Raw genomic sequence first — 13694 nt, 5'->3', positions numbered from 1 at the left:
TACGTGCGCCCGGTAGCGGAATTGCTAGCTCAGGTCCCAGACGGGAACCGTCGACCCGGCCGAAAGTTCGGTGACGTCCTCGGCGATCTCCAACAGACAGTTCGCCGAGGCGAGCCAACGCAGATGATGTGACGCCGGGGGGCCGTAACTACTGACCGTATCTCCGGTCAGAACACCCCGCCGGAACTGCCGTTTTCCGCGCGGTGAGGTCAGGTCCTCGGTCAACTGCGCGGTGCGCCGGGGTCGGTCCGGTTCGGTCCGGCCCATCGCCGCACGCAGCGGTGAGCGAACGAACACCTCGAAGGACACCAGCGCGCTGACCGGGTTGCCGGGCAGCGTGATGATCGGGACTCCGTTGACGGTGCCTGCGCCCTGCGGCATGCCCGGCTGCATGGCCACCTTGACGAACTCCACCTGATCCGACAGTGAGTCCTTGACGACCTCGTACGCGCCTGCGCTGACCCCGCCGGTGGTGATGATCAGATCGGCGTCGCCGGCGTGCTCGGCCAGCGCCGCGCGGAACGCGTCGACGTCATCAGCAGACATCGGGGCGACGGTCGCCTGGGCACCCGCGTCGCGAACCGCCGCGGCCAGCATCACCGCATTGGACTCGTAGATCTGTCCTGGCTGCAGTTCGGCGCCAGGGGCCACGAGTTCGGTGCCGGTCGACATCACCATCACGCGTTGCGGCGGCAGCACGGGAAGTGTGGCCAGACCCAATGCCGCGGCCAAGCCGAGAGCGGCCGGGCTGATCACCTGGCCGGCGTGCAGCACAGTGGTGCCGGCCGTGACATCCTCGCCGGCGCGGCGGATGTGCTGGCCGCCTCGGGCGGCGGTGCGGATGCTGACGGTGTCCGTCGCCCCGTCGGTGGCCTCGACGGGCACCACCGCGGTGGCACCCGACGGGAGCGGCGCGCCCGTCATGATGCGGTGCGCGGTTCCGGGTTTCAGGATCAGCAGGTCGGTGCGGCCGGCGGGGATGTCCTCGGCGACCGGCAGCCGAACCGGGGCGTCCTCGGTCGCACCTGCGACGTCGTCGGCGAGGACCGCGTAGCCATCCATCGCGGAGTTGTCGAAGCCGGGCAGCGACAGCGGGGCCACCACATCGGCGGCCAGCACCAGGCCGAGTGTGTCGGTCAGCAATAGGTCTTGTGGTGCTCGGGATTTCAACAACCCCGCGACCACCTTCTGGTGTTCTTCGACGGTCCGCATCGTCACACCGGGAAGGTGACGCCGGTGAGCTCTTCCGACACCGTCCACAGCCGGCGCTGCAGGTCCTCGTCATGGGACTGCTTGCTGGAGGACACGAGCTTCGGGTAGCCGCGCACTTCCCGGAATCCGTCCGGTCCGTAGTACTGGCCGCCGCGAACGTCGGGATCGGTGGCCGCGCGGAGTGTGGCCAGTGCGCCCTTCAGCGCACTGTTGACGAGCAGGCTGGTGAGTTGGTCAACGCCGGGCAGCCCGGCGCCGGGGATGTGGCGGGTGAGCTCGGTGGCCGACACCCCGGGGTGGGCGGCCACCGCGATGGTCGGCTCGTTCTTGGCGGCCAGCCTGCGCTGGAGTTCGTAGGTGAACAGCAGGTTGGACAGCTTGGACTGCCCGTACGCGGCCACCCGGTTGTAGCTGCGCTCCCACTGCAGGTCGTCGAAGTGGATCGCGGCCTGGATGCGGTGCGCGACGCTGGCGACCGCGACGACGCGCGACCCGTCGACCGGCAGCAGATGATCGAGCAGCAGCCCGGTCAGCGCGAACGCGCCGAGATGGTTGGTGCCGAACTGCAACTCGAAGCCGTCGACAGTGGTCTGCTTGGGCGGGTACATCACCCCGGCGTTGTTGATCAGCAGGTCGATCCGCGGGTAGGAGGCCTTGAGTTCGTCGGCCGCGGTACGCACCGAGTCCAGCGAGCCCACATCGAGGTGCTGCAGCTTGAGGTCGGCCTTCGGCACGGCGGCGGTGATCCGGTCGACGGCCTCGCGCCCCTTGTCCAGATTGCGCACAGCGACGACGACGTGCGCGCCCTTGGCGGCGAGCACGCGGGCGGTCTCATAGCCCAGCCCGGTATTGGAGCCGGTGACGATCGCGATCCGTCCGGACTGATCGGGGACATCGGCCTCGGTCCACTTGGAATTGGCGCTCATGGTTCGAACTCTACGGGTGCACCCGTGTGCCTCACACCGTTGCGATCACCGACGCCGAGGGCATCGTGCGCATCACGTGATCGATATGGATCTGGCTTGCGATGTACCGGCTGTTGTCCGCGACAGCGGCCAAACCCGTCCGGGCCAGCGAGTTACCGTCGGGCAGCCCCGCGTAGTACAGGCCTGGGAGGGCCCCGAGGATCCCGCCCTGCTGCAGCGGCACCCCGTTCTCGTCGAGCGCATATGTGGGCAGGATCTGATAGTCAGGGCGGAATCCGGTGCACCACACGATGGTTGAGATGTCGTGGTGGGCCAGGTCGAGCCGGGTATCGAAGCCCGTGATCGCATCGAGGTTCACGACGGGTGTCGTTGCGGCCTCGGGGGCGACGAAGCCGCGGTCGCGCAGCCCGGCGTCGATCTTGTTGATCACCTCCCGGAGTGAGAGTGCGGATGCCTCGGCGATGTCGACGACGTTGTCCTCCAGCGTCAGCACGGTTGCCCGCGCCCCGCGCGCCGAACCGACCAGTACGACGCCCTTTTCGGCCAATGTGCCGAGATTGAGTTCGGCGGTGCCGAGCCGGTTGCCGCACACCGGCAATCCGGGTAGCCGGGAGCTGTCGTCGGCGCCCGCGTTGACGAAGTCGTCATACAGCGAGAACACGTGCATCCATTCGTGGATGGTGCGGCCGCGGTAGTGCCGCGGCCAGGCTCGGTGCCGTCCCACCGACAGGAAGACCTGTCGTCCGGCGTCTATCAGTTCATCGGCGATCTGCTGACCGCTGATGCCCGTGCCGACCACCAGCACCGCTCCGTCCGGAAGCGAACCGGGATTGCGGTAGTCGGCCGAATGGGTTTGGTGGATGGCCGAATCGATGTCGCAGGACAGGATGGGCTTGCGTGGCTGGGCGTAGCCGCCGACGGCTGCGACGAGGTTGCGCGATTCCACCGTCTCGCCGTCGTGTAGGCGTGTGCTGAACCGCGTGTCCTCGTCGGAGGCGCCGAACCGACTCTCGACGGCCTGTACCGGTGTGTGCTCACGGACGGTCAGGTCGCGGTCCTGTACATAGCGCCGCAAATGGCAGGCCACCTGCGGTCCCGAGGGCAGGGCGAACGGGTCGTCGCCGTCGTAATCCCACCCGGGCAGCCGGATCGATCGGTTTCCGCTCCCGACGAGCAGGCTGTCCCACCGTTCGTGCGCCCACCGTTGGCCGACCTCGCCCTTCTCGAACACGATCGCGTCGTGCCCGATGTCCTGGAGTGCTCCTGCTACGCCACAGCCTTGTTGACCGGCGCCGATGATGACGGTCTCGATGTATTCGTTCCCCATGGGAGGGTCCCGCTTTCCGTGAAGAATTAGTTAGGGTTACCTAACAAGAGCACTTCAAGTCGGCTTCAGATCAAGGTCGTGAATGGGGTGGGTGACATGAGTGACGACTTCATCGGCATCGGTGCCGCTGCGCGGCGGTTCGGTCTCGCCGAATCGGCGCTGCGGTACTGGGAGAAGCGCGGCCTGCTCCATCCGGCCCAGCGCCGGTCGAGTTGGCGGTTGTACGGCCCGGAGCAACTCCACCGCATCGGGCTGATCAAGATGTGGCGGGAAAGCGGCCTCATGAGTCTGGATGAGATCGAGGCAGTCCTCACCGCGGGTGGCCGTGACTGGCGCGACGCTGTGCGCGACCGCCTCGGGGAGATCGAGCATCAACAGGATCGCCTGGCGAAAGCCAAGGTGCACCTTGAGCATCTGTTGACCTGTCCGGATGCGAATCCGGCCGAGGACTGCCCGTACCTGCGGACGATGACCGCTGAACTGCCTTCCGCCTAAGTGGGGCCGTGTTGGGGCATGCTCGGTTCATGGACAGTGCAACCGGTCTGACACTGCGCGATCCCGCCCAGCGGCCCAGTCGCAAGGCGCCGCTGGTGTGGGCACTGGGCGCGGCCATCCCATGGGTGGTACTGACACTGGCGCAGTTGATCTGGTTCGCGATCGACCAGCGGATGCTGTGGCTGCACGGCACCGCGGCGGTCGTCACGATCCTGGGCGCTGCGCTGTTCATCGTGGTGGTCCCCATGTGGCGTTACCGGGTGCACCGGTGGGACATCAACCTCGGGGCCGGGACCCCGGCGGTGTACACCCGCACGGGGTGGCTGGTGCAGGAGCGGCGGATCGCGCCGATCTCGCGGGTGCAGACGGTGGACACCCACCGGGGCCCGCTGGACCGGATGTTCGGCCTGGCCAACGTGACGGTGACGACGGCATCCTCGGCGGGCGCGGTGCGGATCGTGGCGCTCGACGACGACGTGGCCGATCAGGTGGTGGCGCAGTTGACCGACATCGCGGCGATCGGCGAGCAGGACGCCACATGAGCCTGCCTGCCGGGCCCGCCGTCGAGCGGCAGTGGCAGCGGCTGAGCCCGCGCATGCTGCTGGTCCACCCGGTACATGAAGTGCTGCAGCAGATTCCACTGCTCATCGGCGCGGTGGTGCTCGGCTCGGCGACCGGCAACCAGGGCTGGACGATTGCGGCGATAGTGCTCACCATCGGCGTCGGCCTGGCGCGGTGGTTCACCACCAGCTACCGCATCGAACCCGACGAGGTGCAACTGCGCACCGGGCTGCTGCAACGCAAGACGTTGTCGGTGCCGCGTAACCGGATCCGGTCGGTCTCGACCGATGCGCGGCTGCTGCACCGGCTGCTCGGGCTGACCGTGCTGCGGATCAGCACCGGACAGGAAGCCAAGGGCGACACCGAATTTGCCTTGGATGCGGTCGAGGCGCAACAGGTGCCGAGGCTGCGCGCGATCCTGCTCGCCGATGCGGTTCCGGTCGCCGAGGCGCCGGCAGGCCGCGAACTGGCCCGCTGGCAGCCCTCCTGGCTGCGCTACAGCCCACTGAGTTTCACCGGTCTGGCCATGATCGCAGCGGCGGTCGGCGTCGTCTATCAAGCCGGTGTCGGTGCCGCGCTGCGCGACTCAGAGCTGGCCCAGTCCGGGATCGCACTCGTCGAACGCCTTGGGACCCTGGCTGCCGTGGTGGCCGGCGCGCTGGTGGTCCTGGTGGCCTCGGTGGTGCTGTCGGTACTGCGGTCGTTGCTGACCTATGGAAACCTGGCGTTGCGTCGGGATTCCGATGTGCTGCACATGGAGCACGGCCTGCTACGTCGGCGCGAGCACACCTACGACATGCGGCGGCTGCGCGGCGGCACCCTACGCGAGCCGCTGTTGGTCCGTGCGTTCGGTGGCGCCCGCCTGGACGCGGTGATGACCGGCGTCGGCGGCGAGGGGGAGGCCTCGCTGCTGCTGCCACCCTGCCCATCCGACACCGCCAGGGGAGTGCTGGCCGAGTTGATCGGCAATCCAGGTGCCGTCGAAGCGCCGCTGGTGGCCCACGGACCGGCGGCGGTGCGGCGGCGCTGGACCCGCGCTCTGGCGCTGCCCGCGGTGGCCGGCGTGGCGTTGCTGGCACTCGGGGTGCCCGTATGGGCGTGGGTGCTGTGGGGGTTGTCCGTCGGGTGCGCGGCTCTGCTGGCCGCGGACCGGGCCCGGTCCCTCGGGCATCTCGTGCGCGACGGCTGGCTGGTCGCCGGCGCCGGCAGCCTCGAGCGGCGCCGCGACCACCTGGCTGCCGCCGGGGTCATCGGATGGACGGTGCGGCAGACGTTCTTTCAGCGTCGCGCCGGTGTGGCGACCCTGATCGCCGCGACCGCCGCCGGGGAGAAGCGCTACGCCGTGATCGACCTCCCCGCTGCACAGGCGTGGTCCGTGGCGGCGGCCGCCTCGCCCTGGGTGGCCGACAACAGGTGGGCCTCCGGACCGGCAGGCCCCGAGTTGCGCTGAATTCGCGGACGTTTACTGTCGCTGCATGGCTATCGGTGGAGTGCTGTTCGACATCGATGGTGTGCTGGTGACCTCCTGGGCGCCCATTGACGGCGCGGCGGAAACTTTGCGGATGCTGGCCGAGCGGCAGATCGCCCGGTCCTATCTGACGAACACCACCACCCGGACCCGCGCGCAGATCGCCGACCTGCTGACCGCCGCCGGAATGGACGTCGCCGCCGACGAGGTGATCACCGCGGCCGCCCTGACCGCCGAATACGTCCGCGACCGCTATCCCGGCGCCCGATGCTTCCTGGTCAACAGCGGGCAGATCGGCGAGGACATGCCCGGCGTCGACGTGGTGTATTCGAACGAGTTCACCGGACCTGCCGCACCCGACACCCCCGACGTGGTGCTGCTCGGCGGCGCCGGGCCGGAGTACAACCACCTCACGCTCAGTTGGGTCTACGACTGGATGGCCCAGGGCGTGCCCGTCGTGGCCATGCACCGCAGCACCGCGTGGAACACCACCGACGGACTGCGGGTCGACACCGGCATGTATCTCGCGGGGATGGAAGCGACCTCGGGCCGCAAGGCCACGGCCGTCGGCAAACCCGCCCCGGAGGGGTTTCTGGCCGCGGCCAACCGCCTCGGCGTCGACCCCGAGGAGATGTACATGATCGGCGACGACCTGAACAACGACGTGCTGGCCGCCCAGGTGGTGGGCATGGCCGGCGTTTTGGTGCGTACCGGGAAGTTCCGTCAGTCCACGTTGGATCGTTGGGCCGCAGACGAATTCGCGATGCAACCCAACCACGTCATCGACTCGGTCGCCGATTTGCCGGAGCTGCTGGGCTTGTAGGGCGTGAGTGCTCGGCCGCGCCGCGCCGCGCCGCGCCGGGCCGCGCCGGGCCGCGCCGGCTGCTCGGCCGCGCCGTTTTCTACACCAGGGTCGCGATTCTTCAACGAGGACGACCCCTGGGTAGAAATCGGCGCTCGCAGTGCCCGCGGGAAGTGCGCTCCTACACCGTGTAGCGGCGGTCGTACCCGGCCTGACGGTCGGCGATCTGCTGCGCGCGGTCGTAGTCGAGCTGGTCCGGGTTGTAGTTGGGATCGTTCGGGTCGTTCACGATGCCCGGGACCTCCGACGCCTTCACCACTCGCGTCGTCACCTTCGGCATGTTCGTGGCATCCGGGTCCACACCTTGGAAGCGCATCGAGATGGTGCCCTGGTTCAGGCCGCCGGTCGACACCCAGTTCGCCACGCCGGGATCAGTCTTGGACACGACGATGGTGTACGTTCCGTCCGCGTTCTTGATGGCCTGGCTGTTGTTCAGGCTGGTCTGCTGATTGCGGGTATCGCCGGTGATGGTCCAGTCATTGGTCACCGGCACCACGAAGTACTCCGCATCACCGGGATCGACGGTGATGACCATCGCCTCGTCGTCCTTGAGCTGGAAGTAGCCGGCGCTCTGCAACTGCGTGGAGAGGAACTGCGCGTTGTGCTGCGGCTGGGACAGCACGTTGGGCGCTCCGGTGGCGGTCGCCACGGACATGTAGGTGTTCTCGCCATTGATTCCGGTGACCAGCATCAGGATGGCCGTCTCGGCGGACGACAACAACAGCGGGGCCTGGTCGAACGCCGGGACGATCGACACCAGGCTCATCAGGAGCGGATTCTTCACCACCGTCTCGCCGATGACCGGGATCGCGAATCCGCCGATCTGGCTGAACAGGCTGCTGGGCGGCCCTGCGGTCTTCTCGATGGTCAGCGTCATGGGCGTCTCGGTGTTCCAGTCGCCCAAGGTGTTTCGGGTAGCGAGGATGGTCGAGTTGGCCGGGGCCTGAATGTAGTTCATGCCCTTCTCGGGGTTGGCCGGTGCCCCATTGGGACTCACCACGATGGTGAACGTGCCGTCGTCGCGGATACTCAGTTCTTCGCCGTTGAGATTGGCGGCGGTGACCCCGTTGATTCCGGTGAGCACACTGAAATTGGTGTTCGCCGAAGTGGGGTGGGTACTCGGGTCAGCCGGGTCATACCCCGCGACCTTGCCCTCGATCTGGTAGGTCGATGCGCCGTTGATACCGGTGAAGCGGTAGACGGTATCGGGGTTGTCGTACCAGATCCGGGTGCCGCCGGCGTTCTGCCCGTTCCAGCTGTGCGGCGGGTTGACCTGCAGCAGCAGCTTCGGATCGTTGGAATTCAGCAGCAGGAACTCGGTCGCCGACTGGTTGGCGAACTCGGTGGCGGCCTGGTTGAGCTGGGAGAAGTTGGTGAAGTCGGGTCCACCGACGGTCGCGAAGTTCTTGGCCGCCTCGACGTACCAGGCCGCCATCAGGACCACCTTGGCCAGCTGGACGAACGGTGTGTTGACGATCTGGCTGACCTGTTGTTCGGCCGCGAGCTGGTCCTCGGTGGCCAATATGCTCGTCGCCTGCGTGGTCACCTGGGATGTCACCTCCGGAGTCACCTCCGACGTCGTCTCCGGTGTGGTGACGCGTCCGATGGGGACGAGGCCCTGGCTGCCATCGCGGCGCGACCAGCCCAGCAGCGCCGCCAGTCCGAGGTCCTGCAGCGGGCTCACCGGAGTCTCCGGGAGACGCGGTTTGAGCCGCTCCGTGGCCGCCGCCACGATCTCCGGTATGGACTGCGCCGCCGGAGCCTGCGTGCGTGCTGACACCGGGATCAGGCGATCTACAACGTCTTTCGCCACCGTCTTGGTGACGACCGTCAGTGTCTCCAGTGGCGCGGTTGCCTCGACCTCGACCTCGGCCTCGGCGGACTGCGGCCGGTTGTCCAGTGCGGCCGACAGCTTGCGGGGTGTGTCGGTGGCTTTGGTGAAGGCCCGCGACACCGACTGGCGCACATTGGCGGCCGCGTTCTCGACGGCATCGGCCGCCGTGGATTTTGTGGTGCCCTTGCTGCTCTTGCCGTCCTTGCCGTCCGTCTTGCGGTCGGTCGATGCTGCCGACGAACGACGCTCGCCGACCTTCGAACTGCCGAGCGCGGACTCCACCTTGGCGGCCGCGTCACTGACCCTCTTGGCCAGCTTCTGTGGGTCCGAGAAGGACGGTTTGCGGGGGCCCTTCTTCGGGGTCGAGCTGTCGGTCTTGGTACTGCCGGTCGCCTTTGAATGTGTTCCCGACGAGTCCGAACCGCCGGTTTCGGCGGACGCGATCGCGGTGCCGTTGGCCACCGCCACACCTATTCCCAGTGCGACCGCGAGCGTGCCCACCCGCCCGATGAACCGGGCGCCTCCAGTGGTAGCGGATGTCGTCGGCATAGCCTCTCCCCCAACTGTTCTGGCTGCAACAGAACGCAATTGGCCGACTGTAACAAGTTCCAGTTGAGTCTCGGGGGAGTTTGAGGGACTCAGATTTTTATCGCGATCCGACGCCGCGTCCGGCCTGTGTCAGGCCTTCAGATCCCGCACGGCTTCGATGCGTGCCTTCAACTGATCGGTGGTCGCGGCGGCCACCGGAGGCCCGCCGCAGATGCGACGCAACTCGTTGTGGATCCAACCGTGCGGCTTGCCGGTGCGGTGATGCGCGATGGTCACCAACGCATTGAGTTCACGACGCAACTCGCGCAACTGGCCGTGCGTGGTGCGCGACGGCGGCGGTCCACCCGACACGGCGGCCTCGGCTGTGCGCTTGGTCAGTTGCTCATCCTGCCTGCGCCGCAACAGGTCTCGCATCTGCTCGGCATCGAGCAGGCCGGGGATGCCCAGATAGTCGGCCTCCTCGTCACTGCCGGCCGGCGTTGCAGTGCCGAAGGATGAGCCGTCGAAGATGACCTGGTCCAGCTCGGCGTCGGCACCCAGCGACTCGAAGCCGTTCTCCAGCTCGCCCTTCTCGTCCTTGCGCTTCTCGGCAGCTTCGAGTGCCTCGTCATCCAGCCCGTCGGATTCCCGGTGCGGCTTGCCCAGCACGTGGTTGCGCTGGGCTTCCATCTCGCTGGCCAGCAGCAGCAGGTTGGGCACCGACGGCAGGAAGATGCTGGCGGTCTCACCCGGGCGGCGCGACCGCACGAACCGGCCGATGGCCTGTGCGAAGAACAACGGCGTCGAGGCGCTCGTGGCGTACACGCCGACCGACAGCCGCGGCACGTCGACGCCCTCGGACACCATGCGGACCGCGACCAGCCATCGGCTGGTGCTCGCCGAATACTGACTGATCCGGTCGGACGCGCTGGGGTCGTCGGACAGCACCACGGTGGGCACCTCGCCGGTGATCTTGGTGAGCAGATCGGCGTAGGCGCGGGCGGTGGTCTGGTTGGTGGCGATGATCATGCCGCCGGCGTCGGGCACATGCTGACGCTTCTGCTGCAGTCGTTTGTCGGCGGCCGCGATGACCGCGGGCATCCACTCGCCCGTCGGGTTCAGCGCGGTGCGCCAGGCCCGTGCGGTGTGCTCGGCTGTCAGCGGCTCGCCGAGGCGCGCCGCGTGCTCCTCGCCGGCACTGTCGCGCCAGCGGGCCTCACCCGAGTAGGCCAGGAACACCACGGGCCGGACCACGCCGTCGGCCAGCGCGTCGGAGTAGCCGTACACGTGGTCGGCCTGCGAGCGCTGGAATCCGGCCTCGTCGGGCTCGTAGTTGACGAACGGGATCGGGCTGTCATCGCTGCGGAACGGGGTACCGGTCAGGGACAGGCGCCGCGTCGCGTCGTCGAAGGCTTCGCGCATCGCGTCGCCCCAACTCTTCGAGTCACCGCCGTGGTGGATCTCGTCGAAGATTACGAGCGTCCTGCGGTTCTCGGTGCGAACGCGGTGCCGGGTGGGGTGGCTGGCCACCTGGGCATAGGTGACGACGACGCCGTGGTACTCGGCCGAGGTCTGGGAGTCGGAGTTGCTGAACCTCGGATCCAGTGCGATGCCGTTGCGTGCCGCCGACTCGGCCCACTGGATCTTGAGGTGTTCGGTGGGCACCACCACGGTGATCGCGTCGACTGTGCGGTCATTGAGCAGTTCGGCCGCGATTCGCAGCGCAAACGTCGTCTTCCCCGCGCCAGGGGTGGCGACCGCCAGGTAGTCCCGCGGTTTTGCCGTCAGATATTTCACCAGCGCCTTGCGCTGCCAGCCCCGAAGTGCCTGGGTGCTGGGCGCTGCATCAGCCCGCACCCTAGGACTCCTCTCCGTCGGAAAGCAGTCTAGGCCAGCGCGTTACGTCGGCGCATATCCGCAGGAGCTCGCCGGGCGTGTCGCTCGCCGAGCTGGTTGTCTGCCGCCGACCCGGGTCGTTCGCTCATCCGTGGTGTGCCGTATTCACGCCGTGCAGTCGTGGCGATGGAGCAAACGCTCAGCATCGTTCGTACTCGCGGGCCAGCTCGGTCTCGAGTAAGGACGCCACGTGTGCCTTGTCGTGCCGGAAACAGCCGCCGACGGTGATCTCCACCCATCGGTGGCCGCCCTTGACGATCAGATCGACGGGTCGGTCGAGCTCGACCAGAGCGGCTGCGACGGCGTTGGCGATCTCGTCGTCCCGCGGCTTAGTGTTGGGCTTCATGCTGATCGCGACACTTGAGACCGGACGGTCTGTGGTCGGGTCGGTGCCGAATTCGCCCATCACCAGATGCGGCCCGGCGATCCGGACGATCTCGTTCCAGGCCTGCGCAGTGGCGGCGTCGGGGATCACGCCGTACGAGGTGTAGGTGCTGGTCGACTCGAATTCGCTGATCTTCGGCACTTGCAGCAGCCACTGCGCATCACCGAGCTCCGGGTGCCGACGCAGCAACTCCTCTGCCGCGCCGGTGTCGACGGGTTGGCGCAGCGTCACGATCGCGGGGTTGTCGGCGCCCATCGCGACGCGTTCGACCACGGGGGAGGACATCACGTCGAACCACTGCGCCACCACATCGGTGCCCGTGCCGGACAGCGGACGCAGCGTCACGCTGCCCTTGTCGTTGCCGATCTCCAGCACGGTGTAGTGGGTGTCGAACTCGACGCCGTGCGCGGCCGACACGAACGTGGGGACCACATCCTGGGCCTGTTCGGTGGTGGCTGCTGTGGCCAGCCCGACGTCGAGGTTGAAGAACTCGCCGTTGGTGAAGTCGTTCTTGTAGTCGACCTCGACGGCCTCGACGCCGGGTAGCTCGCGGATTTTTGTGCCGATCGACTGGGCTTCACTGCCCCGGTCGTCCACGCATCCGGCGAGCACCGTGGACGCCAGCGCGGTGCAGGCGAGGGTCAGCCAGCGCTTCACGGTCAGAGGAAGTAGTTGTCGTTCTTGACGAACCACTCGGCGCGTTCCTCGTCCGTGAGGTCGGCCAACTGGGCGAACCCTTCGAAATAGGCCTCCCGGGGGGCGCCAGGAGCAAACAACATCAACAGAGATGTCGGTGCGTCGGCCTCGTTGCGGAAGCCGTGGATTCCGCCCGGCGGTACATACAGGAAATCGCCCTGGTTGCCGTCGCGCCAGTCGTCTCCGTCGTACAGCCTGACGGTGCCGGACAGGACGAAAAAGGCCTCCGACATGGCCCGGTGGAAATGCGGGCCGGGGCCGCCGCCCTGCGGGCTGATGTCGACGCGGTACAGCCCATAGTCGCCATTGGTCTGCTGCTGGTTGGCCAGGTAGTGGTACTTGACGAGGCCCGATGAGTCGTAGTCGGGCGGCTCGTCGCCGCGCTTCAGCCAGGCGCTGACTTCTGGCTCGTCCTTGGTGTAACGAGCCGGGGGATAGGGCGGCACATTCCTGGGATCCCAGAACGACACGAGCGCCAGCCTAGACGCGGTGCGGTCGTTCGTGTCGAAAGCGGCGACGAGGATTCAGGCGCGCGCGTCCTGCAACGCCGGGAAGGTGACTCCCGTCAGCTCCTCGGACACCGTCCACAGGCGGTGCTGTGCGGTGGTGTCGTGTGACGCCGTGCTGGAGGCCACGACTTTCGGGTAGCCGCGTTGCTCGGCGAACCCGTCCGGACCGAAGTACTGGCCGCCCAGGACATCCGGGTCCGTGGCAGCGCGAAGGGTCGGCAGCGCGCCCATGTCGGCGCTCTGGAACAGCGGTTCCACCAGCTTCGTCACAGCGCCGACCACAGGCGGCAGATTGCGGGTGAGCTCGGTCCGGGAACCCCCGGGGTGGGCCGCGGCGGCGATCGTGCGGGTGCCGGCCAACCGGCGCTGCAGTTCGTAGGTGAACAGCAGATTGGCCAGCTTGGCCTGGCCGTACGCGCCGACCCGGTTGTAGCCGCGCTGCCACTGCAGGTCGTCGAACCGGATGCCGTTGCGGGCGAAGCGGTGCCCGACGCTGCTGACCGTCACCACCCGCGAGCCGGGTGCCGCCAGCACGTGGTCGATCAGCAAGCCGGTGAAAGCGAAGTGCCCGAGGTGGTTCGTGCCGAATTGCAGCTCGAAGCCGTCGTTGGTTTTCGCCTCAGGTGTGAACATCACGCCAGCGTTGTTGATCAGCAGGTCGATGCTGTCGTGTTTGGCCCTGATCTCATCGGCGGCTTCACGTACCGAATCCAGCGACCCCAGGTCGAGGCGCTGCAGCTCCAGGTCGGCGCCGGGGACGGTGTGCGTGATCCAGTCGACCGCGTCCTGGCCCTTCTGGAGGTTGCGGACGGCGAGGACGACGTGCGCGCCCTTGGCCGCGAGCGCCCTCGCGGTCTCGAGTCCGAGGCCGGTGTTGGCGCCGGTGACGACGGCGGTGCGGCCCTTTTGGTCTGGAATCTTGGCGGTGGTCCACTTGGTCATGGGAGACTCCTGGTGAGCTAAGCGGAGTGAGTACTCCGGTTGCGTTCGAATAT

General features: G+C 67.5%; 12 protein-coding genes. 4 read left to right on the top strand and 8 right to left on the bottom strand.

The genetic code is table 11. The features are described 5' to 3' along the window. Positions 1-24: 24 nt before the first annotated feature. From moeA to AC4ELH_RS19140, 3 genes are read right to left on the bottom strand one after another with little or no spacing between them, the layout of a single operon-like run. Positions 25-1212 (bottom strand): molybdopterin molybdotransferase MoeA, encoded by a 1188-nt coding sequence (gene moeA / locus AC4ELH_RS19150; RefSeq protein WP_498886225.1) that lies wholly within the window; start codon positions 1210-1212, stop codon positions 25-27. Positions 1213-1214: 2 nt separating this feature from the next. Beyond that, the gene (locus AC4ELH_RS19145) at positions 1215-2138 is read right to left on the bottom strand and encodes an SDR family NAD(P)-dependent oxidoreductase (RefSeq protein ID WP_498885983.1); all 924 of its coding nucleotides are present in this window, start codon (positions 2136-2138) and stop codon (positions 1215-1217) included. 31 nt (positions 2139-2169) lie between these two features. Further along, positions 2170-3465 (bottom strand): flavin-containing monooxygenase, encoded by a 1296-nt coding sequence (locus AC4ELH_RS19140; protein ID WP_498885981.1) that lies wholly within the window; start codon positions 3463-3465, stop codon positions 2170-2172. A 96-nt stretch (positions 3466-3561) separates the two neighbouring features. Between AC4ELH_RS19140 and AC4ELH_RS19135 the strand changes: the two genes are divergently transcribed. The 4 genes from AC4ELH_RS19135 to AC4ELH_RS19120 are packed head-to-tail and all read left to right on the top strand — an operon-like array spanning position 3562 to position 6812. Next, positions 3562-3960 carry a MerR family transcriptional regulator gene (locus AC4ELH_RS19135; protein ID WP_498885979.1) on the top strand — a complete coding sequence of 133 codons (399 nt, stop codon included), beginning with the start codon at positions 3562-3564 and terminating at the stop codon, positions 3958-3960. 29 nt (positions 3961-3989) lie between these two features. After that, the gene (locus AC4ELH_RS19130) at positions 3990-4502 is read left to right on the top strand and encodes a PH domain-containing protein (RefSeq protein ID WP_498885977.1); all 513 of its coding nucleotides are present in this window, start codon (positions 3990-3992) and stop codon (positions 4500-4502) included. Further along, positions 4499-5971 (top strand): PH domain-containing protein, encoded by a 1473-nt coding sequence (locus tag AC4ELH_RS19125; protein WP_498885976.1) that lies wholly within the window; start codon positions 4499-4501, stop codon positions 5969-5971. Before AC4ELH_RS19130 ends, AC4ELH_RS19125 begins: the two co-directional genes overlap by 4 nt. Before the next feature lie 25 nt (positions 5972-5996). After that, positions 5997-6812: an HAD-IIA family hydrolase gene (locus AC4ELH_RS19120; RefSeq protein WP_498885974.1), complete on the top strand. Its 816-nt coding sequence runs from the start codon at positions 5997-5999 to the stop codon at positions 6810-6812. Positions 6813-6972: 160 nt separating this feature from the next. On the opposite strand, the gene AC4ELH_RS19115 is transcribed toward AC4ELH_RS19120, so the two are convergent. From AC4ELH_RS19115 to AC4ELH_RS19095, 5 genes are all read right to left on the bottom strand, one after another. Beyond that, the gene (locus AC4ELH_RS19115) at positions 6973-9234 is read right to left on the bottom strand and encodes a DUF1214 domain-containing protein (RefSeq protein WP_498885972.1); all 2262 of its coding nucleotides are present in this window, start codon (positions 9232-9234) and stop codon (positions 6973-6975) included. A 129-nt stretch (positions 9235-9363) separates the two neighbouring features. Continuing rightward, a complete protein-coding gene (locus AC4ELH_RS19110; RefSeq protein ID WP_055110517.1) occupies positions 9364-11070 on the bottom strand; it encodes a DEAD/DEAH box helicase in 1707 nt (568 codons plus the stop codon). A 178-nt stretch (positions 11071-11248) separates the two neighbouring features. Continuing rightward, on the bottom strand, positions 11249-12151 hold the full coding sequence (locus AC4ELH_RS19105; RefSeq protein ID WP_498885971.1) for a hypothetical protein: 903 nt from the start codon (positions 12149-12151) through the stop codon (positions 11249-11251). 2 nt (positions 12152-12153) lie between these two features. Beyond that, complete coding sequence (locus tag AC4ELH_RS19100; protein WP_174554199.1) at positions 12154-12660, bottom strand: cupin domain-containing protein; 507 nt, start codon at positions 12658-12660, stop codon at positions 12154-12156. A gap of 54 nt (positions 12661-12714) precedes the next feature. Next, positions 12715-13641, bottom strand: a complete 927-nt coding sequence (locus AC4ELH_RS19095; RefSeq protein ID WP_498885968.1) for an SDR family NAD(P)-dependent oxidoreductase — start codon at positions 13639-13641, stop codon at positions 12715-12717. Between the last annotated feature and the right edge of the window lie 53 nt (positions 13642-13694).

The organism is Mycobacterium shunyiense (assembly GCF_058270075.1).
Note: the sequence above shows the minus strand (reverse complement) of the source record. Positions and strands in the feature narration are given on the sequence as shown.